This window comes from Pseudomonas sp. Irchel s3f10 (assembly GCF_900187515.1).
In the GTDB taxonomy this organism is placed as follows: Bacteria; Pseudomonadota; Gammaproteobacteria; order Pseudomonadales; family Pseudomonadaceae; genus Aquipseudomonas; species Aquipseudomonas tensinigenes.
Map to the genome: position 1 here is coordinate 63,931 of NZ_FYDZ01000008.1, position 20,982 is coordinate 84,912.

The 20,982-nt window shown below is 59.1% G+C and carries 16 protein-coding genes; 9 read left to right on the forward strand and 7 right to left on the reverse strand.

Annotated features, from left to right (window positions below; genetic code table 11):
• The first annotated feature begins 14 nt into the window (after window positions 1-14).
• A complete protein-coding gene (locus CKW17_RS18045; protein WP_095120863.1) occupies window positions 15-983 on the forward strand; it encodes an AraC family transcriptional regulator in 969 nt (322 codons plus the stop codon).
• Window positions 984-1,004: 21 nt separating this feature from the next.
• Here CKW17_RS18045 and CKW17_RS18050 read toward each other — a convergent pair whose 3' ends face one another.
• The 3 genes from CKW17_RS18050 to gcvA all read right to left on the reverse strand — a co-directional run bounded on the left by CKW17_RS18050 (window position 1,005) and on the right by gcvA (window position 3,604).
• On the reverse strand, window positions 1,005-1,766 hold the full coding sequence (locus tag CKW17_RS18050; RefSeq protein ID WP_095120864.1) for an SDR family oxidoreductase: 762 nt from the start codon (window positions 1,764-1,766) through the stop codon (window positions 1,005-1,007).
• Between the two features lie 30 nt (window positions 1,767-1,796).
• Window positions 1,797-2,624: a DMT family transporter gene (locus CKW17_RS18055; RefSeq protein ID WP_095120865.1), complete on the reverse strand. Its 828-nt coding sequence runs from the start codon at window positions 2,622-2,624 to the stop codon at window positions 1,797-1,799.
• 74 nt (window positions 2,625-2,698) lie between these two features.
• Window positions 2,699-3,604: a transcriptional regulator GcvA gene (gene gcvA / locus CKW17_RS18060; RefSeq protein WP_095120866.1), complete on the reverse strand. Its 906-nt coding sequence runs from the start codon at window positions 3,602-3,604 to the stop codon at window positions 2,699-2,701.
• Between the two features lie 227 nt (window positions 3,605-3,831).
• On the opposite strand from gcvA, the gene CKW17_RS18070 reads away from it, so the two are divergent.
• The 5 genes from CKW17_RS18070 (at window position 3,832) to CKW17_RS18090 (ending at window position 12,470) form a co-directional block, all read left to right on the forward strand.
• Window positions 3,832-4,347, forward strand: coding sequence for a hypothetical protein (locus CKW17_RS18070; RefSeq protein ID WP_095120867.1), 516 nt, complete (start codon window positions 3,832-3,834; stop codon window positions 4,345-4,347).
• A 244-nt stretch (window positions 4,348-4,591) separates the two neighbouring features.
• Window positions 4,592-6,331, forward strand: a complete 1,740-nt coding sequence (locus tag CKW17_RS18075) for a dipeptidase (protein ID WP_095120868.1) — start codon at window positions 4,592-4,594, stop codon at window positions 6,329-6,331.
• A 272-nt stretch (window positions 6,332-6,603) separates the two neighbouring features.
• Window positions 6,604-7,857 (forward strand): multidrug efflux RND transporter periplasmic adaptor subunit MexE, encoded by a 1,254-nt coding sequence (gene mexE, locus CKW17_RS18080; protein ID WP_095120869.1) that lies wholly within the window; start codon window positions 6,604-6,606, stop codon window positions 7,855-7,857.
• Window positions 7,858-7,872: 15 nt separating this feature from the next.
• Window positions 7,873-11,052, forward strand: a complete 3,180-nt coding sequence (locus CKW17_RS18085) for an efflux RND transporter permease subunit (RefSeq protein WP_077573019.1) — start codon at window positions 7,873-7,875, stop codon at window positions 11,050-11,052.
• The gene (locus tag CKW17_RS18090; RefSeq protein ID WP_095120870.1) at window positions 11,049-12,470 is read left to right on the forward strand and encodes an efflux transporter outer membrane subunit; all 1,422 of its coding nucleotides are present in this window, start codon (window positions 11,049-11,051) and stop codon (window positions 12,468-12,470) included. Before CKW17_RS18085 ends, CKW17_RS18090 begins: the two co-directional genes overlap by 4 nt.
• Window positions 12,471-12,667: 197 nt before the next feature.
• Here CKW17_RS18090 and CKW17_RS18095 read toward each other — a convergent pair whose 3' ends face one another.
• Genes CKW17_RS18095 through CKW17_RS18105 form a run of 3 tightly spaced genes read right to left on the reverse strand, consistent with a single transcriptional unit; the run spans window position 12,668 to window position 15,963 of the window.
• Window positions 12,668-13,633 carry an HlyD family secretion protein gene (locus CKW17_RS18095; RefSeq protein ID WP_095120871.1) on the reverse strand — a complete coding sequence of 322 codons (966 nt, stop codon included), beginning with the start codon at window positions 13,631-13,633 and terminating at the stop codon, window positions 12,668-12,670.
• A gap of 4 nt (window positions 13,634-13,637) precedes the next feature.
• A complete protein-coding gene (locus tag CKW17_RS18100; protein ID WP_095120872.1) occupies window positions 13,638-13,838 on the reverse strand; it encodes a DUF1656 domain-containing protein in 201 nt (66 codons plus the stop codon).
• Window positions 13,828-15,963 carry an FUSC family protein gene (locus CKW17_RS18105; protein WP_095120873.1) on the reverse strand — a complete coding sequence of 712 codons (2,136 nt, stop codon included), beginning with the start codon at window positions 15,961-15,963 and terminating at the stop codon, window positions 13,828-13,830. The genes CKW17_RS18100 and CKW17_RS18105 overlap by 11 nt, the downstream gene beginning before the upstream one ends.
• 172 nt (window positions 15,964-16,135) lie before the next feature.
• Here CKW17_RS18105 and CKW17_RS18110 point away from each other — a divergent pair, with 172 nt between their 5' ends.
• From CKW17_RS18110 to CKW17_RS18120, 3 genes are all read left to right on the forward strand, one after another.
• Complete coding sequence (locus CKW17_RS18110; RefSeq protein WP_095120874.1) at window positions 16,136-17,191, forward strand: tetratricopeptide repeat protein; 1,056 nt, start codon at window positions 16,136-16,138, stop codon at window positions 17,189-17,191.
• 132 nt (window positions 17,192-17,323) lie between these two features.
• On the forward strand, window positions 17,324-18,826 hold the full coding sequence (locus CKW17_RS18115) for an ATPase domain-containing protein (RefSeq protein WP_095120875.1): 1,503 nt from the start codon (window positions 17,324-17,326) through the stop codon (window positions 18,824-18,826).
• The gene (locus CKW17_RS18120) at window positions 18,823-20,493 is read left to right on the forward strand and encodes an ATP-binding protein (protein ID WP_095120876.1); all 1,671 of its coding nucleotides are present in this window, start codon (window positions 18,823-18,825) and stop codon (window positions 20,491-20,493) included. Before CKW17_RS18115 ends, CKW17_RS18120 begins: the two co-directional genes overlap by 4 nt.
• A 98-nt stretch (window positions 20,494-20,591) precedes the next feature.
• Here the strand turns inward: CKW17_RS18120 and CKW17_RS18125 are convergent, their stop codons facing one another.
• Window positions 20,592-20,969 carry a response regulator gene (locus CKW17_RS18125; protein ID WP_003225116.1) on the reverse strand — a complete coding sequence of 126 codons (378 nt, stop codon included), beginning with the start codon at window positions 20,967-20,969 and terminating at the stop codon, window positions 20,592-20,594.
• Between the last annotated feature and the right edge of the window lie 13 nt (window positions 20,970-20,982).

Genomic DNA, 20,982 nt, shown 5'->3' on the forward strand with positions numbered 1-20,982 from the left:
AAAACACCTGAACGATGCCTGCAGATCAGTTTGCTCTTTCCTCGGACCTCATCAACGAGCTGTTGCGCGGCATGCGCCTGCGTGGTGTTGAATACCGGCGCATCCAGGCGGGCCCTGCCTTTGGTTTGGGCTTCGCGGAAAAAACTGGGCACGCCTGGTTCCACTTCATGGCCGTCGGCAATGCGGTGTTGCGGATGGAGGACGGGACCACGTACGCGCTGTCTGCCGGCAACGCCGTGTTTATTTCCCATGGCGCAGCCCATCAACTGTTTTCCCATCAGGGCGCGCCTGTCCAGGACATCGATCATCTAGACGGTGCGCCCTTGGGTGACACCGTCAGCGCGGTGGATACCGGAACCGATGCCAGCGCCACTCCGAGCACTATTCTGTTCAGTGGTTGTATGGAGTTTGAGCTGGGCAGTATCCATGGCCTTGGCCGGCTGATGCCGGGACTGATGCTGATTGATGCCGGCGGCCAGCGTTACCCCGGGCTGGTGCCGATCCTGACCACCATGGAGCGCGAGGTAAGCGCCGCTCGTGTCGGCTTCGCCGGTATCCTCGCGCGGTTGGCCGACGTGGTGGCGGCCATGGTCGTTCGCGGCTGGGTCGAGTGCGCCTGCGGCAATGCTTCTGGCCTGGTCGCCGCCTTGCGCGATCCCCGCTTGGCCGGAGCACTGCTTGCGCTCCATCAACAACCGGGCCGCGACTGGACTGTTGCGCAGTTGGCAAAGCACTGCAATTCCTCACGCTCGGTCTTCGCGGACCGCTTCCAGGCGACGATTGGCATGGCCCCGCTACGCTATGTCACCGAACTGCGAATGCGGCTTGCAAGCCAGTGGCTGACCCTCGAAAGGCTACCGATTGAAGAGGTAGCGCAGCGTTTGGGCTATACCTCCCAGGCCGCTTTCAGTCGTGCATTCAAGCGCATCACGGGCAAGACACCGGGTTTGAGTCGCAAGGTGAGGCAAGCCGAACGCAGGTAGTGGATGATCCGTGCCACTGACTCATTTGCCCCCCGTTACATCGAGGAATGTACCGGTAACGAAGGATGCCTCCGCGCTCGCCAACCATAGAATCGCGCGTGCCACTTCCTCAGGCTGTCCGCCCCGCCCCATCGGGATCGAATCCTTGACACGATCGACCCGCCCCGGCTCACCGCCGCTGGCATGCATTTCGGTATAGATATGTCCGGGGCGAATACAGTTGACGCGTATACCTTCCCGTGCGACCTCCTTCGCAAAGCCAATGGTGAACGTCTCCAAGGCTCCCTTTGACGCTGCATAGTCGACGTACTCATTGGGGCTGCCAAGGCGCGCCGAGGCCGAAGAGACATTGATCACCACGCCGCCCGGGCCGTTGTGACGGTAAGCCATGCGCTTCAACGCCTGCTGGGCACAGAGTATTGGCCCGATGGCATTGACCGCAAAGATGCGCTGCATCCGCTCGAAGCCGAGGTCTTCCAAGCGAGACTGAGGCGCCAGCATCCCGGCGTTATTGACCAGGACGTCGATGCGTCCGAACGTGCGGTCGATGGCCGCGAACAAATCGGCCACCTGTTGGGGGTCCGCACTGTCGGCCCGCATCGTCAACGCCCGGCGCCCCAATGCTTCTACATCCGCAGCCACGGCCAGCGCCGCGGACTCGTTGGCAACGTAGCTGATCGCCACGTCATAACCTCTTGCGGCGGCCAGCCGCGCGGTGGCTGCCCCCACTCCACGACTTCCACCCGTGATTAGAATCAGCGGTGCCTGCGAGACGTTGACCATGAAACATGACTCCTGAGCCGTTGGGCTGTATCAGCCAATGATGAGGGCGCCGCTGGCGATCACTACGCATGCCAGTATCCGGCGCGCGGTGAGCGTCTCGCCGAGAAACACATAGCCGATCAACGCCGCAAACAGCACGCTGGTTTCGCGCAATGCCGATACCGCGCCCAAGGGCGCTTCGTTCATGGCGTAGATGACCATTGCATAGGCGAGCAAAGAGACCAGCCCGCCGACCAACGCGGTCACTGTTCCGGGCCGGACGGAGAACAAGCTGCGGGTGTCGCGTAGGCCGATGTAGATCACTGGCATCAGTACGCCCCACAGCGCACACATCCACACCGTGTAGGCAAGCGGCGCGCCGGAGAGCTTGGCGCCGATGCCGTCGACCACGCTGTAGGCTGCGATAAAGCCGCCCGTTCCCAGCGCATAAGGCAGACTGGGAACCGACAGACTGCGCCCTCTGAAAGCCAGCGACATAATCCCGCCTGACACCAGCGCAATACCGAGTAACACGTCAGGCGTGATGCTTTCTCCAGCAAATACGGCGGCCCCCAAGGTAATCAGCACCGGCGACGATCCACGTGAAATCGGATAGGTCTGCCCCAGGTCGCCGACCCGGTAACTGCGCACCAGAAACAGGTTGTAGCCGACATGCAGCAAGCCCGAAAGCACCGCGTAGTCCCAGCTCTCAATCGCGGGGGGATCCATGAACACTGCGGCGACGCCACTGGTGATGGCAATGGCAATGCACATCACCGTCATGGACCACAACCGATCGGCGCCGCTACGCAGCAGCGCATTCCAGCTGGCATGCAGGAGCGCGGCGAAAAGCACAAGGAAGATGATATGAATAGGCATGCGCCACTTTAGGCAATGCGGCACCGGGACTAAAGCGAAGCCTCCTCATCACAGCATGAACGAATACTCATGACTCACTCATCCATTCGTTGGACTTTCAGTGCCTCGCTGACTAACCATTGGCGGAAGCTGGCGATGTGCGGTTGCGCTTCGATGCCCTTGGGGCAGACGAAGTAGTACGCCAGCGGTGATGGGAATGGCACATCAAACAGTCGCACCAGACGGCCATCGCTGATTTCGTTCTCGACATGCCCGCTGCGCACCAATGCAACGCCCTGGCCGAGCAAGGCTGCCTCGACCGTCATGTTGGTATCGCCAAATCTGACGCTCTCCTTGAGCGGCAAATAAGCCAGCCCGACGGCTTGAAACCATACCTCCCATTTTGGCACCAGTTCGGCACCATCCCGCGTCAGCAGCGGGAAATGCAACAACTCTGCGGGGCTCTGTGGTGTCCCATCGCGCCGCAGCAGTTCGGGGCTGGCCACAGGAAATACCTGCTCCCCAAACAGGAACTCAGAATGCAAACCGGGGTAATCGCCCTTGCCAAGCCTGATCGCAACATCCGCCTGGCCGTGAGAGAAGTGGATGATTTTATCCGTGGTGTCCAGCGAGACCAGCAGCTCGGGGTGCTGACGAGCGAGACGTGGCAAGCGTGGCAGCAGCCATTTGAGAGCGAAGGAATAGGTAGTGCTGACGCTGAGTCGAACTCTGTCTTTTTGCTCGCGCAAATCCCCCAAAGTCGCCTCCAGGCTGATGAAAAACTCGCGCACGATGGGCGCCAGCGCAGCCCCCGCTGCTGTGAGGCGTAATGCCTTGCCACGTTCAAACAACTGCACCCCCCAAAGGGCCTCGAGATGCTTGAGCTGATGACTGACCGCGCTTTGACTCACATGTAGCTCTTGCGCGGCCGACGTAAAGGTCAAGTGCCGGGTGGCAACTTCAAATGCGCGCAAGGTCGCGGTAGGTGGCAGGTCTCTCATAAGAGCAGTATCCAGCGATTTATCAGAAAGGTGCATACATGAAGGCCAGCTCATGATAGAACCAAACTCACTCTAAACGTCACTTCGATTATCGAGGCAGATCCGATCAGCAATAAAACCATTGATAAACACCATGCTTCTGCTGAGTGGCTGTTTATAGAGCCGGTGCAAGGGACGAAGTCCGCCTGCGATCTGATTTTTGCTTCAATCAACGGTATCTTCGGCCAATGAACAGATTCCGCACGGTCATTTACCTTGGCGTTCTTCTCTGCGGCGGTTGTGTAAAAACGGCGAGCATCCCGCCCGCCGACCTCACGTTATCGTCATTCGGCCTGGGCCCTGACAATCTGTTCACGGCGCACTTCAGTTCCACTGTGGACCTGGAGCGCGCGTTCAATGACTACGAAAACGCCCGTCAGCTGACGCCGACTCTGATCTGCTCTCTCAATCGAGACCCGGAATTCTCATCCGAGCATTCAATCACGATAAAAGCCGAGGGACGGGTGACTGCAAGCAGTCAGGCCGAGCCCAATTACAAGTTTTCCTCCGATCTGATCTTTTACTACACCAATCCGAATGGCGCGCAACGCGACTTGAATGACTACGACGCCATCAAACCGTTGCTGGCGTCGCAAGCTTCAATCCCGTGCAAAGTTCGCATAACTGCCTATGGGTATGAGGCCTATTACACGAACACGCTATTCATCCCGGCCAGGATCATGATTGAGCAGATCTTCAGATAACCGCCCTTTGCTGAGCCTGGCGCAGGGAATTGGCGAAGCTCTGATCGTCAGTTGATTGCACCCATAAAAAAGCCCGGGAACCGTCCCCGGGCTTTTTCATTTGTGCGCCTCTTTTGCGTTTTTGTGCGACACATCCCCTTTCAGGACTCCCGCAAGGCTCTGGCACGGTGTTAGGTTGTAAGTGTATGTGTCTCAACCTTGAGACACGCCTAACTCACTGCCCTGCAAAGGAATGCCCTTCGTAATGAATGTCCCTTTCAAAAAACTGGCTGCCACCACCTTGATGCTGGCCGGCCTTGGCGTGTTCACGGCGCCCGCGCAAGCCAATATCACCCCGCAGCAGAGCGCTGAAATTCTCAAGACCTACAGCGCCGACAAAGCCACAGACTTCCGCCAGTTCCTCGGCAGCCTGGGCAAGAGCGATCTGGCGAAAACCGCCGACATCGGCCCGGCTATTGGCGCTTACCTCGATAACAAGAGCCTGACGGCCGAGCAGCAGAACGAAATCTATCGTCTGTTGGGTATCTACACGCGCGCGAAATACAGCGATGCTGCCACCGAAACCCTGCGCGAACTGGTCGAGATCCCGACGTATCGCAAGGACGGTGTCGAACAGCATGACAACCCGGAATTCATCAAGATCGCGGCAAAGATCAAAAGTCTTGCCGAGTCATTCAATCTGAAATTCCGCAACATCGACAACCGTGTGTACGAGATTTCCCTCGACGGCAGTGGCGATGAAGTCGTCGGCATTCATGCGCACGCCGACGTGGTGCCGGTGACGCCGGAAAACTGGGTGCTCAAGGATGGCACCCGCCTCGATCCGTTCAAGATCACCCTGATCGGCGACCGCATGTATGGTCGCGGCACCGAAGATGACAAGAACGGCATCGTGGTCACGCTGTATGCCATGAAAGTCATCAAGGAAGAAAAACTGCCGTTGGTGCGCAACTTCAAGCTGCTGGTCGACACCACCGAAGAAACCACGGGCGACGCGATCCCTTACTACTTCGAACGCAATCCGACACCGAACTACAACCTCGCGCTGGATGGTGGTTACCCGGTGGTGATTGCCGAGAAAGGCTACGGCACCGTCATGGCCAACTTTGCCAAGCGCAAAGGTGAAGGCAAAGGTGCGGAGATCACCTCGATGACCGGTGGCCTGGCGAACAACCAGATTCCGTCGGCATCGGTCGCCACCCTGGTCACCGACAAGCCTGCGGAGCTGGCTGCCAGCCTGCAGAAGGCCGGTGACGAGTTTGCCAAGCGCAATGGCGGCGATTTCCAGGTGAGCACCAAGGTCGACGGCAAAGACGTCAAACTGACCGTGACCGGTGTGTCCGCGCACTCCTCCGAGCCCGAATCCGGAGTCAACCCGGTCGCGCGGATGCTGGTCTTTATCAATAGCCTTGATGGCAAAGTCGCGTTCAAGCACAACCACATCACCGATGCCGCACGTTACGCTGCCGACAATTGGGGTCTGGATTATCTCGGTAACAAGCTGGGGGTCGGATTCTCCGATGCCTTCATGGGGCCGCTGACAACATCGCTGACCTACGTCGGCATGGATGACAAAGCCTTCAAACTCGCGGTCAACCTGCGCGTTCCGAAGGGCAAGTCGCCGGAGAAACTCAAGGCTGAAATCGCTGGGAAATTGGCTGCCTGGAGCAAGAAAAGCCACATAGCCGTTGCTTTTGACTATTCGATCGACGAACCGATGTACCGCAATCCTGAGGGTGAGTGGGTCAAGACACTGTTGGCTGTTTCAACAGAAAATCTCGGCATGAAACACGAGTTCGGCACCTCCGCCGGCGCCACCTCGGTGCATGAATTGCCGAACGGCGTGCAATTCGGTCTGGCCATGCCAAATGTGAAATACACCGGTCACACCGATGGCGAGTTCAAGACTGTGGAGCAATTCCAGCTGGATCTGCAAATCGTCACGGAAATGATCGGCCGCATCGGTCAGTTGCCGATACTCTGATCGCATTGTCGAACCCGCCGCCATGGCGGGTTCGGCATTTTTAATCCCCGCGTAATCCTCGCCGCGCAGCCTCGCTCCTGACTTTTGCACACCGGGCAACACAGAATTGCCCTCAGAGAGATTGATAGCCACCTAACGAAAGGTGCATGCTAGAGGGCTCGTTCGGGTCTTATATCATTCCGAATGATAGTTACCTTTGCTTCATTCGATTCGTGCCATCACACCTCGCCGAGCATCATCCGCCCATCTTCAATACATTGGCGGATGCATCCATGGAACAGTCACTCAAACATTTGCGCTTCCCGTTGGCCATGCTGGCCGTACTGGTGATGAGCGCCTGCGGCAAGACTCCGGAGACTGCCGCCACCGCGCCTGCTGCCAAAGTCAGCGTGGCCAAGGTGATCGAACAACCGGTCAACGAGTGGGACGAATTCACCGGGCGCCTCGAAGCGCCGGAAACCGTTGAAATCCGTCCACGAGTCTCCGGCCAGATTGATGACGTCGCTTTCACTGAGGGCGCACTGGTCAAGAAAGGCGACCTGCTGTTCCAGATCGACCCGCGTCCGTTCCAGGCTGAGGTGCGCCGCCTCGAAGCCCTCGTAGCCCAATCCCGCGCCAACGCCACTCGCAGTGAAAACGAAGCCGGTCGTGGTGAACGTCTGCGTGCCAGCAACGCCATTTCCGCCGAACTGGCTGACTCGCGCACCAGCGCTGCCCAAGAAGCCCGCGCAGCCGTCGGTGCCCTGCAAGCGCAACTGGACCTGGCCAAACTGAACCTCAGCTTCACCCGCGTGACCGCGCCGATCAGTGGCCGCGTCAGCCGTGCCGAGATCACCGCCGGTAACCTGGTGACCGCCGACACCACCCCGCTGACCAGTGTGGTATCCACCGACCGCGTTTACGCCTACTTCGACGCCGACGAGCGTGTGTTCCTCAAGTACACCCAGCTCGCCCGCAACGGTCAACGCGGCGCCACGACCCCGGTGTACATGGGCCTGTCCAATGAAGACGGCAACCCGCACCTCGGCCAGATGAACTTCGTCGACAACCAGGTCAACCCGAAAACCGGCACCATCCGTGGTCGCGCGGTGTTCGATAACAGCGACGGCACCTACACCCCGGGCCTGTACGCACGCTTGAAGTTGGTCGGCAGCGGCACCTACAACGCCATGCTGATCAACGACGAAGCGGTCGGTACCGACCTCGGCAAGAAGTTCGTACTGGTGATGGATGCGGACAACAAAACCGCCTACCGAGCCGTCGAACTGGGTCCGAAAATCGAAGGCCTGCGCATCGTCCGTACCGGCCTGAACAAGGACGACACGATCATCGTCAAGGGTCTGCAACGGGTTCGTCCTGGCTCGCCGGTCACGCCTGAAGTGGTGCCAATGGCCAGCGAACAGACCATCGCGGCACTCGCTCAACAACGTCAAGCGCTGGAAGCCAGCAACCTGCCGAAAGTCGCCCCTGCCAAAGGCGCGTCCGGTTCGGTTGTGAAGCTGGCTGCTACGACCCCACGCGGTTAAGGGACGACAACTCCGATGAATTTTTCCCAATTCTTCATTTCACGGCCGATCTTCGCAGCGGTGCTTTCGCTGCTGATCCTGATCGCCGGTGCGATCTCGCTGTTCCAGCTACCAATCAGCGAATACCCGGAAGTCGTGCCGCCAACCGTGGTGGTACGTGCCAACTTCCCGGGCGCCAACCCTAAAGTCATCGGTGAAACCGTGGCCGCTCCGCTGGAGCAGGCCATCACCGGCGTCGAGAACATGCTGTACATGTCCTCGCAGTCGACCGCTGACGGCAAGATCACCCTGACCATCACCTTCGCCCTGGGCACTGACCTGGACAACGCGCAAGTGCAGGTGCAAAACCGGGTGACCCGTACCGAGCCGAAGCTTCCCGAGGAAGTGACGCGCATCGGTATCACCGTCGACAAGGCTTCGCCCGACCTGACCATGGTTGTGCACTTGACCTCACCGGACAAGCGCTACGACATGCTCTACCTGTCCAACTACGCAATCCTCAACATCAAGGATGAGCTGGCTCGTCTGAACGGTGTTGGTGATGTGCAGTTGTTTGGTATGGGCGATTACTCGCTGCGGGTCTGGCTCGATCCGAACAAGACCGCTTCGCGCAATCTGACTGCAACCGACGTGGTCACGGCGATTCGTGAGCAAAACCGTCAGGTCGCGGCCGGTCAATTGGGTGCCCCCCCTGCCCCGAATGCCCAGAGCTTCCAACTGTCGGTCAACACACAGGGTCGTCTGGTCTCCGAGGAAGAGTTCGAGAACATCATCATTCGTGCAGGCGACGACGGTGAAATCACTCGCCTCAAGGACATCGCTCGCGTTGAACTAGGCTCCAGCCAATACGCGCTGCGTTCGTTGCTGGACAACCAGCCGGCCGTAGCCATCCCGATCTTTCAGCGTCCAGGCTCCAATGCCATCGACATCTCGAACGACGTTCGGGCGAAAATGGACGAGTTGAAGAAAGGCTTCCCGCAAGGCATGGATTACAGCATCGTCTATGACCCGACGATCTTCGTGCGCGGTTCGATCGAAGCGGTGGTTCACACCCTCTTCGAAGCACTGATCCTCGTGGTACTGGTGGTGATCCTGTTCCTGCAAACCTGGCGCGCCTCGATCATTCCGTTGGTGGCGGTGCCGGTATCGTTGATCGGTACGTTTGCGGTGATGCACCTGTTCGGCTTCTCGCTCAACGCGCTGTCGCTGTTCGGCCTGGTACTGGCCATCGGTATCGTGGTCGACGACGCCATCGTGGTGGTGGAAAACGTCGAACGGAACATTGAACTCGGACTGACACCGGTCGAAGCAACCAAACGGGCCATGCGTGAAGTAACCGGTCCGATCGTTGCCACGGCGCTGGTGCTGTGTGCGGTGTTCATTCCGGCGGCGTTCATCTCCGGCCTCACCGGGCAGTTCTATAAGCAATTCGCACTGACCATCGCCATCTCGACCGTGATCTCGGCGTTCAACTCGCTGACCCTGTCGCCAGCATTGGCCGCAGTATTGCTGAAAGGCCATGACGCACCGAAAGACCGCTTTTCCAAGGTGCTCGACAAGATCTTCGGTGGCTGGTTGTTCCGTCCGTTCAACCGTTTCTTCGACCGCGCCAGCCATGGCTACGTCGGTACGGTGGGCCGGGTTATCCGTAGCAGCGGCATCGCCCTGCTGTTGTACGCAGGCCTGATGGTGCTGACCTTCTTCGGTTTCTCCAGCACGCCGACCGGTTTCGTCCCCGGCCAGGACAAGCAATACCTGGTGGCCTTCGCACAACTGCCGGATGCCTCGAGCCTGGATCGCACCGAAGAAGTGATCAAGCGCATGTCCGACATGGCGCTGAAACAGCCAGGCGTGGAAAGCGCGGTAGCGTTCCCGGGGCTGTCGATCAATGGCTTCACCAACAGTCCGAACGCCGGCATCGTCTTCGTGACCCTGAAACCGTTCGACGAACGTAAAGACCCGAGCATGTCCGCCGGTGCAATTGCCGGGGCCTTGAACGGTCAGTACGCGAACATTCAAGAGGCGTACATGGCGATCTTCCCGCCACCGCCGGTACAAGGTCTGGGCACCATTGGTGGTTTCCGCCTGCAAATCGAAGACCGGGGCAACCTGGGCTACGACGAGCTGTACAAAGAAACCATGAACATCATCAACAAGAGCCACAGCGTGCCGGAACTGGCCGGGTTGTTCACCAGTTACACGGTGAACGTGCCACAAGTCGATGCCGCCATCGACCGTGAAAAAGCCAAGACCCACGGCGTGGCTGTCAGCGACATCTTCGACACCCTGCAGATCTACCTGGGTTCGCTATATGCCAACGACTTCAACCGCTTCGGGCGCACCTATCAGGTCAACGTTCAGGCCGAGCAGCAGTTCCGCCTCGAATCCGACCAGATCGGCCAGCTGAAAGTGCGCAACAACAAAGGCGAAATGATCCCGCTGGCGACCTTCATCAAGGTCAGCGACACCTCGGGCCCGGATCGCGTGATGCACTACAACGGCTTCATCACCGCAGAAATCAACGGCGCGGCTGCTCCGGGCTACAGTTCCGGTCAGGCGGAAAAAGCCATCGAGAAACTGCTGAAGGATGAACTGCCGAACGGCATGACCTACGAGTGGACCGACCTGACCTACCAGCAGATTCTGTCCGGCAACACCGCGCTGTTCGTGTTCCCGCTCTGCGTATTGCTGGCGTTCCTGGTACTGGCCGCTCAATACGAAAGCTGGAGCCTGCCACTGGCGGTGATCCTGATCGTACCGATGACCCTGCTGTCGGCCATCACCGGCGTGATCATCTCGGGCGGTGACAACAACATCTTCACCCAGATCGGCTTGATCGTATTGGTGGGACTTGCCTGTAAGAACGCGATTCTGATCGTCGAATTCGCCAAGGACAAACAGGAAGAAGGCCTCGACCCGCTCGCGGCGGTACTGGAAGCCTGCCGTCTGCGTCTGCGGCCGATCCTGATGACCTCCTTCGCGTTCATCATGGGTGTGGTGCCACTGGTGTTCTCCAGCGGTGCCGGTGCCGAGATGCGTCACGCCATGGGTGTGGCGGTGTTCTCCGGGATGCTCGGGGTGACCTTCTTCGGTCTGTTGCTGACGCCAGTGTTCTACGTACTGATCCGTAACTTTGTCGAACGCGGCGAAGCCCGCAAAGCGGCCAAAGCTCTGAAACTGGAGGCGCAACAATGAGTCTGAAAGTCTTCCTGCCGAGTCTGCTGGTGCTGGCCCTCAGCGCCTGCGCTGTCGGCCCCGACTACAAGACCCCAGCCACGGAGGCGGCCAATATCACGGCCGTCACCGACGGCGCCGCCGGGCAAAAGAACTTCGACCGTTCGAAATTCGAAGGCATCTGGTGGCAGCAATTCGACGATCCGACCCTCAATCAGTTGGTGACCCAATCGCTGCAAGGCAACCGTGAACTGCGCGTGGCGTTCGCCCGCTGGAAAGCCGCCCGGGCAATCCGCGACGACGCCAGCAACGATGCGATGCCGACCATCACCAGCCGCGCCAGCAGTGATCTGGCCAAGGGACAAATCCCTGGCCAGACCACCGACCGGGTCAATAGCGAACGCTATGACCTGGGGCTGGACATGGCCTGGGAACTGGATCTGTTCGGGCGTATCCAGCGCAATCTGGAAGCCAGCGACGCCGACCAGCAAGCGGCCGAAGCCGATCTGTACCAACTGCAAGTCACCATGATTGCCGAACTGGTCGACGCTTACGGTCAACTGCGCGGCGCGCAACTGCGCGAAAGGATCGCCGTGGCCAACCTCAACAATCAGGTGGAATCGCGCAAGATCACCATCAGCCTGCGAGACGCCGGTGTCGGTGATCAGCTTGATGTCGAGCGCGCCGATGCGCGTCTAGCCAACGTTGAAGCCACCGTGCCGCAGTTGCAGGCGGAACAGGTTCGGCAGAAAAACCGTATCGCCACCCTGCTCGGTGAGCGTCCGGACAAACTGACTGTCGATCTGAGTCCGAAAGACTTGCCCGCGATTGCCAAAGCCTTGCCGATCGGTGATCCGGGCGAACTGTTGCAACGTCGTCCGGACATTCTCAGCGCTGAACGCAATCTGGCTTCGGCCACGGCGCGCATTGGTGTCGCGAAAGCCGATCTGTTCCCACGGGTCAGCCTCAGCGGCTTCCTCGGCTGGACGGCCGGGCGTGGTTCGCAAATCGGTTCCTCGGCGGCCAACGCCTGGGCACTCGGTCCGAGCATCACGTGGGCGGCGTTCGACCTTGGCAGCGTACGCGCCCGTTTGCGTGGCGCCGATGCTGAAGCCGAAGGCGCACTGGCGACTTACGAGCAACAAGTGCTGCTGGCCCTGGAAGAGTCGGAAAACGCTTTCAGTGACTACGGCAAACGTCAGCAACGCCTGATCTCGCTGATTCGTCAGAGCGAATCAAGCCGCAAGGCTGCCGACCTCGCCGAAATCCGCTATCGCGAAGGCACGACTGACTTCCTCGTGCTGCTCGACGCGCAGCGCGAACGGTTAAACGCCGAAGACAGTCAGGCCCAGGCTGAAGTCGACCTGTATCGCGGCATTGTCGCGATCTACAAGGCCCTTGGCGGCGGCTGGCAACCGGAGACTGTTGCCAGCAAGTAATCGATTGTTAAAGAGCTCCTTTGGTTGGCCGCAACCAACCAAATTTTTTGCCCCGCGTATCATTCGGTCGCGGGGCTTTTTTTTGATTTTTGATCGATGAAATCTTGTGGGAGCGAGCCTGCTCGCGAATGCGGTGTGTCAGGCGATACCATCGGGGCTGATCCAATGCTTTCGCGAGCAGGCTCGCTCCCACGGGGTTAACGGTGTTCTTCAGATCGGGTGTTTTCCAGCACTGTGACGGTGGCTGTGGTGCCCGCTCGCAGGCGGTTTTTACCGGCGTAGTCGCCATCGATATCGATCCGCACCGGCACCCGCTGCGCGAGTTTTACCCAGGTGTAACTCGGGTTGATATTGGCCAGTAACCGACTGCCCGGCGCGTTCTCACGGTCGGCAATGGCGAAGGCAATGCTCTGCACCCTGCCGCCGAAGGTCTCCCCGCTCATCAATTGCACCCGCACCCGATCGCCCTCGCCGATTCGCGGCAATTTGGTTTCTTCGAAGTAACCACTGATGTAGAACGAGTCACTGTCGACCAGCGCCAGCAAAGCGCCGCCGCTCACCGCGTAGTCACCCTCACGGGTCAGGAGGTTGGTCACGTAACCGCTGACTGGCGACTCGACGCGGGTGCGCTGCAAGTCCAGTTCAGCCTGGGTCAATGCGGCAATTGCCAACTGCACATTGGCCTCGGCAAGACCGAGATTGGCCTGATTGCGCAACACGTCCGCCTGGGCCATGGCCACATCGGTACTGGATTTTTCCCACTCTTCGCCAGAGATCGCGAACCCCTGCTTGAGCGTACGTCGTCGGCGCTCTTCACTCTGCCGCTGCTTGAGCAAGGCTTCACTGGCAACAATGGAGGCTTGAGACTGGCCCAGCGTTGCCTTCGCGACCTCCACCGACCGTCGCGCGTGCTCCACCGCCAGGCTATAGCGCGCCGGATCGATTTCCAGCAGCAGTTGCCCCTTGGCGACATGTTGGTTGTCCTGCACCGCAAGCCTGACAATCCGCCCCGAAACGTCGGCAGACAAGGTCACGACATCCGCCCTCACCCGTGCATCCCGGGTCCACGGCGCACGGGTGTAATGCTCCCAGGCAAACCAGCCGAGTACGATCGCCAGCAGCACCACCGCCAATGTGATCAATCGCGTGAATAGCACTTTCAAGGCATCAGGCTCCCATCAGCAAAATCAGCGTGGCACACACGCAGGCATACAAGGCACCTTCGAACAGCGCCTCATGCCAGACCAGACGCAGCACGCCCAGACGCCGCAATCCCCAGTCCAGCATCATGAATATCGGGATGGCCAGCAGTAACGCCTGGGCAATGGGCGGCAGATAGACACCGCCGATTTCGAAATCAATGGGCAAGGGCTGCTTCTCCTTCCGGGACGGTACGCTGAATATCGTCACCGTGGCGCTGCAGAAATGACACGACGATCAACAGGGCCACACGCATACGAAACAGCGACCAGACATGCTCATGGCTGGCGACGTGCAGTTCATCAAGTTCGTCGCCCAACATATGCAGGGTGGCCAACAACGGCGCCAGTTGCACGTCCTGTCGCCCGGCGACAAAGCGCCCGGTTTTGCGCACGGCCGATGCCAGACGCTGAGTGAAGGCGTCCGTCAGCAGCGCATTGTTGTGCGCCTGCTGACGCAACTGGTGCATTGCCACGCCGAGTGCCACGCAAGCCAGACTGATTTCATACAGTTGCTGCATGGGCCGGCTGTTCGCCGCTGGCAGCAGGCCGAGCATGCTGGTCAGGCGATCGACCATACGGCTTTCGAAGGCAAACTGTTGTTCATCGGTCGCGGGGGTTTTGGTCAGCGCATACACCTGCTCGCGCGCTTCGTTATACAGACGGCGAAGGCGCCACGCCGGGCGAAACGGGAAAATCCACGCATAGACAATCAGGGCAAGCATGGCCGCGCTGACGTAGGCGCCGGCGAATTCGAACCATTGAATCGCGGTGTTCTGCCCGGTGCCGACATTTTGCGGGCCGAGCAGCAGGAAACTCGACAATCCCAACCCCATGCCGATCCCCGCTGTTGCCGGACTCGCCAAGCCGACAGCGATCACATACAGCAGCGGTACCAGCAGTAATGCCAACAGCTCGAAATCACTGATCGCCGGTACCAGCATGAATTGATAAAAGGCTGATACCACCAGCGCCAGCCCCAAGCCTCGGGCGTAACTCTGTGCGGCCAGCAGCGGCCGCGGAAACGTCGCCATCAGCGAACAAAGAATGCCCACCAGAATCATCCCGCCTCGTGCGCCATCCCAGGCGGTTTCGATCCAGATCAACCCGGCAACCAGTAATGCGGTAAAGGCGCGGACGGCGTTCATCGAGGCCAGAGTGAAATCCAGGTGCAAGGGGCTGGCCTGACCACGATAAAGGCAACTGGCCTCCCGCCCTTCCCGAATGGCATCGCTCAACTCCAGAATCTGTTCCAGTTGCTGTAACAGCCGCGCCTGTTCCCAACGCAACGCCCATGCCAGCGAACGCAGAGTAGCGCTCATGTCTTCGGTCAGTTGCTCGGCCTTATAGGCCAACACCTCGAACTGTTGCTGCAAAGTGACTATGTGATGGCGTCTATCCGGAGGCAGTGACCGCCCCTGCTCCGCCAATTGGTCGAGAAGTGCCAGTTCATCGGCACGAAGGCGTTGGATATCGAGGGGCAGATCACCCTCCCAGCGCTCGGTCAGCAGTTCGCGCTGATGCCGTAAAGCGGTCAACCGCGAGGTCAGCAGCATCAGTTGATTGCCCAGCAATAGCACCAGGTTATTGGCGCTGCGCAAACGTGGCGCATCGAAATACAAATGGCGACGCAACCCTTCCAGGGCACTGATCTCCCCAAGCAAACGCATTTGTCGGTGTTGAAAATCGGCTTCGCTTTCCTCCGTGCGCAACACTGCCGCGGCATGGCTCGCTGCCAGCTTGATCACCTGATCAACCTTGGCGAAGTAACCTTTGGCCACGGTTTGCGGGCGCGCCGTGAGCAGGCTGACCACACAGACACAGGCCACAGCCAGCAAGGTTTCGGTAACACGGGTAATGGCAAGGAGGAAGGTGCCATCCTGATCAGGAATAGCCAGCAACGCCACTACCACAGCGGTATAACCGCTGAGTACAAACGCCTGGGAACTGGTGTAACGCAGCAACGTGCCGCCCGCGGTACAGAGCGCCAGCCACAGAGCCAGCGTGGTAATGAACGGCAGCGGCGCCTGCGGGAAGACCGCCATGATCAATACTGCAACCGTCGCACCAAGGGTGGTGCCGATCACCTGGCCGAAACTGCGCGCCAGCGCCATGCCCGCCAACGGCTGACTGACAATGACGACCGCCATGATCGACCACTTGGGCTGATCGAGATCGAACAAAAACGCCAGATACAACGTCAACAGACCCGCCGCAATGGTACGCAGGGCAAACAGCAGTACGGCTTGACCTGGATGGATCACAACCTTGAAATAATTGAACAGAGCTTGCATGGCAACACTCAACGAAGCGACTCCTGCAAGCGTAGACACTGCATCGCATGCCTGACGGGTTTCGAAGTCGACAGAACTTGTAGGGCGATTCGCTTGCTCGGTGTTTGACTCAGAGCCCGAGCTGACCGAAGCTTGCCGCTCTGCTCAAGTACGTCTGTTTTCGGAAACCTGCATGCCTCAGTCTCGTCGCTACCTGCTTATCAGTCTTGGCCTTGTTCTCATTGCCGCCGTGGTCTGGCTGTCCGTGCGCAGCACCACTGCGGTGATTCCGGATGCAATCAAACATGGCTACAGCGAAGCGCTGGGCGCCGCCCGTACCGGTGAACCGGGCGCGGCGCGTCAGTTGTATCAGCAACTGGGACGTCCGGATCTTTCGGTCAAGCGGCGTGTCTGGCTGCATGGCGAGTTGCCCAACTACCCAAGCCCACAGGCCCTGAAGCTCGCCGACGCGGATCTCCAGAACGAAGCGCCCGCGGTGCGCCTGGCGGCGATCAAAAGTGTCGTGGGCCTGGTGCCTGGCGGGCAACGCAGCCTGTTGCTGGGGCCGATGCTGGATGACGAGGATCAAACCGTTCGTTTTGCGGCAATCAATGCTCTGCTCGGCCTGTCCCCGGACGAACTGGGTCTGTATTTCGCACCGTTGCAGCAGGCAATCGATGGCTGGGAACAGGCGCTGAAGGATCAACCGGAAAGCGCCGCGTCTTATGCGCAACTGGCGCGCCTCTATATACATAACGCCGAACTCAAGGAAGCGCAGCTGGCGCTGGACAACACACTGCGGCTGGAACCCGGCAACCTGCCGGCATTGGTGATGCAGATCGACGTGCTCGACCGCCAGGGCCAGAGTGACGCCGCCCGCCAACTGCTCGCCCGACAGCTTAAAGCCCAGCCTGACTCCGCCTATCTGCAACATGCCCTCGGCCTGTGGCTGCTGCACCACGGCCAGCGTGAATATGCCTTGCTCGGCCTGTCCAAGGCTGTCGAACTGGAGCCCGATAACAAGGACTACCGCTACGACCTTGCAACCACCCTGCACAGTGCGCAAGAGCTGGAAGCGGCGCAGAAACAGTTGCAGGAAATCGTCCAGCGCCACCCTGCCGACCGCAAGGCGCGGGTCTTGCTGATCAATTACTGGAAGGAAAGCGGTCAACTGCAGAACGTACAGATTTTGCTGGCTCAACTGGAGCAGTTGAACCCTGACGATCCGGCGCTGCTGCAAGGTCTTTGATCCTGCGGCAATGGGGTAAATCCTTTCGCGCTGAAGAAAAAGCGGAACTGCCATCATTGCTGCGGGTCAAGTAGTTCAGGCCGTTCAATTCAGTCAGCGGCCTCGCTTCCCTTAGTCATGAGAGGGCATTTTTTGTCTACATCTAACGAGTTGATCAGTGCGAAAGCCGCCACCGGTATTGTAGGCCTGGATGACATCCTCGCCGGTGGCTTGTCTCGCGGGCATGTCTTTTTGCTGGAGGGTGAACCCGGTACCGGCAAAACCACGGTCGCTTTGCATTTTCTCATGGCCGGCGCCAAAGCCGGCGAGCGCTCGTTGTACATCACGCTCTCGGAAACCGAGCGTGAACTGCGCCAAGGGGCGCTTTCCCATGGTTGGGAGCTGGACGAGAATATCCACATTTTCGAGCTGACACCCCCGGAAAGTCTCCTCAACGCTGAACATCAGCAGAGCCTGCTGTATTCCTCCGACCTGGAGTTGGGTGAGGCGACCAAGCAGATTTTCGAGGTGGTCGAACGCTTCAAACCGACGCGAGTGGTACTCGACAGCCTGTCGGAGATCCGGTTGCTGGCGCAAAGCTCCTTGCGTTATCGCCGGCAGATTCTGGCGATCAAGCATTATTTCGTGCGCTACGACGCCACCGTGTTGCTGCTCGACGACCTGACCACCGAATCCCTCGACAAGACCGTGCACAGTGTCGCCCATGGGGTGATTCGTCTTGAAGAACTGACGCCTAACTACGGTGCCGAGCGCCGACGTATTCGCGTGATCAAATACCGTGGGCAAAAATACCGCGGCGGTTATCACGACTTCACCATCATGGGTGATGGCGTGCACGTATTCCCGCGCCTGGTAGCGGCGGAGCACCGTGGTGACTATCCGCGCCTGCAATTGACCAGCGGCATCAAAGAGTTGGATGCCTTGCTCGGCGGCGGTATCGAAACCGGCTCCAGCACCCTGATTCTGGGCCCGGCAGGTACCGGCAAATCATTGATATCGATGATTTTCGCCGCCGCTGCTGTGGCTCGCGGGGAAAAAGCCGCGCTGTTCATCTTCGACGAAGAGCTGGAACTGCTGTTCGAGCGCATGAGAAATATCGGCATCGATCTCAAGGCCCTGCGCGCCACCGGTAATCTGCTGATCGAGCAGGTTGACGCCGCCGAGTTGTCACCGGGTGAGTTCTCGCACCGTGTACGTCGTTGCGTCGACGAGCGCCAGATCAAAACGGTGGTCATTGACAGCATCAACGGCTATCAGGCGGCGATGCCGGAAGAAAACGCTTTGGTGCTGCACATGCACGAGCTGCTGCTGTATCTCAACCGCAAAGGTGCGGCGACGTTCATGACAGTGGCCCAGCACGGTCTGGTTGGCGACATGCAGGCGCCGGTCGACATCACTTATCTGGCTGACACGGTGATTCTGTTGCGCTACTTCGAAGCCATCGGCAAAGTCCGCCGTGCGATATCCATTATCAAGAAACGCACCGGCAGCCATGAATCAACGATTCGTGAATACCGGATCTCGAAACAGGGCATGACCATCGGCGAACCATTGGAAGCCTTTCAAGGCGTGCTTCGCGGGGTGCCCACTTACCTCGGCGCGAGTAATCCACTGTTACAGGAACAAGGCTCGTGACAGTTGCGGTTCCGCTGTCCGAACGGGCGCTGATTCTGGCGCCCATGGGCCGCGACAGCCAGATTGCGCTGATGATTCTCAACGAGGCGGGTTACGGCGGCATGATCACCCCCGATCTCGCCACGCTGTGTACGCAACTGGAACCCGGTGCCGGGCTATTGTTGATTGCGGCAGAAGCATTACGCGGTCCGGAAATGGAGGCGTTGTTGCACTATCTGGAGCAACAACCGGCGTGGTCGGATCTACCGATTGTGCTGCTCACCCATCACGGCGGACAGGAGCAAGGCCCGTCTTCGCACCTCAGCGGCCTGTTGGGCAACGTGACTTTCCTTGAGCGCCCTTTTCACCCGGCCACCTTGGTCAGCCTGGTATCCGCTGCCTTGCGCGGTCGACGACGACAGTATGAAGCCCGCGACCGTCTGATCGATCTCAGTGAAAGTGAACGACGCCTGCAATCGACGCTGGAAACGCTTGAGCAACAGGTCGAGGAACGCACCGCCCAACTGCGGCACAACGAAGAAGCGTTGCGCCAGTCGCAGAAGATGGAAGCGGTCGGCCAGCTCACCGGCGGTATCGCCCACGACTTCAACAACATGCTTACCGGCATCATCGGCAGTCTTGAATTACTGCGTCGGCGCCTGGCGCGAGGTCGCACCGAAGACCTCGACAGCCTGATCGATCTGGGTGTGACCTCCGCTAATCGTGCCGCCGGCCTGACCCATCGGCTTCTGGCGTTTTCGCGCAGACAATCGCTCGATTCGAAAGCCGTACAGATGAACACCCTGGTGCTGTCGATGAGCGAGCTATTGCAGCGCAGTCTCAACGAAAGCATTCAGCTGGACATGCGTCTTGACGACAAGTTGTGGGTCGCCGAAGCAGATCCCAATCAACTGGAAAGCGCCCTGCTCAACCTGGTGATCAATGCCCGCGACGCCATGCCCGAGGGCGGCAAACTGGTGGTCGAGACCAGTAATCAGGTACTGCACCGTGACTTTACTCAGGCCTACGCCAATCTTGAGCCTGGTGATTACGTGATGTTGAGCGTCACCGACAACGGCAGCGGCATGCCGCAGAGTGTGGTAAGCCGTGCATTCGATCCATTTTTCACCACCAAGCCGATCGGTCAGGGTACCGGTCTGGGCCTGTCGATGATCTACGGTTTCAGCAAGCAGTCGCGTGGGCACGTCTCGATCGACAGCGAAATCGATCAGGGCACGACGGTCAAACTTTACTTGCCGCGTTTCCGTGGCGAAGAACTCGAACTTCCCGCTTCCGATACCGAGCAGGCTCCCCAAGCCATAGATGGCGAGACCGTGCTGATCGTCGAAGACGACCCGGCCGTACGCGTGCTGGTCAGTGCTGTGCTCAGTGAATTGGGTTATGCATTTGTGGAGGCCGGAGACGCCGACGGTGCCTTGCCGATTCTCAATTCAGCGCAACGCATTGATCTGCTGATCAGCGACGTCGGTCTGCCGGGCATGAATGGTCGGCAACTTGCGGAGATTGGCCGGCAATACCGGCCGGGGTTGAAAGTGTTGTTCATCACCGGCTACGCCGAACATGCGGCCGTGCGTGGCGGATTCCTCGACTCAGGAATGCAGATGATCACCAAGCCATTCACTTTTGACCTATTGACCGCCAAGGTGCGGGAGATGATCAAAAGCTGAAACCGCTGAAACACTGAAACCGTAGGAGCTGCCGAAGGCTGCGATCTTTTGATCATCAACATCAAAAGATCACAGCCTTCGGCAGCTCCTACAGGGCTTTACGCGAGCAACTCCTGAATCTTTTCCTGCAAGACATCCAGATCGAACGGTTTCTCCAGAATCGGCGCCTTGCGCGTAATCGGGCTGCCGGTCTCGCGGATTTCCTGCGGGTAACCGCTGATGAAAATCACCTTCAGATCAGGACGCAGCTTTACCGCAGGTTCAGCAATCTGCACGCCGGAAATACCGCCAGGCAGACGAAAGTCGGTGATCAACATGTCCAGATGTGGCTTGCTCGCGAGAATTTCGAAGGCCTGCTCGCCGTTTTCGGCCTGCAGCACGCGATAGCCCTGGCCCGACAGGTAATCTGTCAGAACCATCAAGATAACCGGTTCGTCCTCGACGACGAGTACTACATCTTGCGCATCTACACTCATGGGAAGCCTTTGT